The organism is Microbispora sp. NPDC046973 (assembly GCF_040644495.1).
GTDB lineage: Bacteria > Actinomycetota > Actinomycetes > Streptosporangiales > Streptosporangiaceae > Microbispora.
This window is the reverse complement of sequence record NZ_JBEYWQ010000091.1, coordinates 1-1,076: the sequence shown is the minus strand read 5'-3', so window position 1 is coordinate 1,076 and position 1,076 is coordinate 1. Positions and strand designations below refer to the sequence as shown.

Annotated in this window: 1 protein-coding gene; it reads left to right on the top strand. The window is 68.4% G+C overall.

Annotation, left to right across the window (positions count from 1 at the left end):
* Nucleotides 1–1,076: AMP-binding protein (locus ABZ860_RS42840; RefSeq protein ID WP_357232628.1), on the top strand; the 1,076-nt coding region annotated here is incomplete at both ends.

Genomic DNA, 1,076 nt, shown 5'->3' with positions numbered 1-1,076 from the left:
GCAACACCAGCCTCCTGATCACCCACACCCCCACAACCCCAGCCACACACGCACTGACAACCACACCCGGCCACCCCGCCACCCCAACCCTCCACCTCGACGAGGCCACCACCCACGCCGCAATCACCAGCCACCCCACAACCCCACCCGCCACAACCATCCACCCCGACACCACCGCAGCCCTGATCTACACCTCAGGCACAACCGGCCGGCCCAAAGCCGCCCTCCTGACCCACCACAACCTCACCGCCCTGCACACCGCCTGGACCCACACCCACTACACCCCCACCGACCACCACCGCTGGCTCTGCCTGACCAGCATCAGCTTCGACGTCTTCACCGGCGACCTCATCCGCGCCCTCACCACCGGCGGAACCCTCGTCCTGGCCCCCACCGGACTCCAGCTCGACACCGCCCAATGGGCCCACACACTCCACACCCACCACATCACCGCACTCGAAACCGCCCCCCGCTACATCGACCAACTCACCACCCACCTCACCCACACCAACACCACCCTCCCCCACCTACGACTCCTCATCGCCACCACCGACACCTGGCACACCACCGCCGCCCACACCACCGCACAAACCCTCGGACCCCACACCCGCCTCCTCACCGCCTACGGCATCACCGAGACCACCATCGACTCCACCTACAGCGACCTCACCGCCATGCCGCAAAGGCCGCAGCCCGGGCCAACGCCTATCGGCGCACCCCTGCCCAACACCCGCACCTACGTCCTGGACGCCCACCTCAACCTCCTACCAGCGGGTGTCATGGGTGAGCTCTACATCGCCGGAGAAGGCCTAGCCCGCGGCTACCACCACCGCCCCGCCCTCACCGCCGAACGCTTCATCGCCAACCCCTTCGACCCCCACGGCGGGCGGCTGTATCGCACCGGAGACCGCGCCCGCCGCCGCCCCGACGGACAACTCGACTTCCTCGGCCGCACCGACCACCAAATCAAACTCCGCGGCTACCGCATCGAACCCGCCGAGATCGAACACACCCTCACCACCCACCCCGCCATCACCACCGCCCTCGTCACCACCCACGGCCAAGACGACACCCGC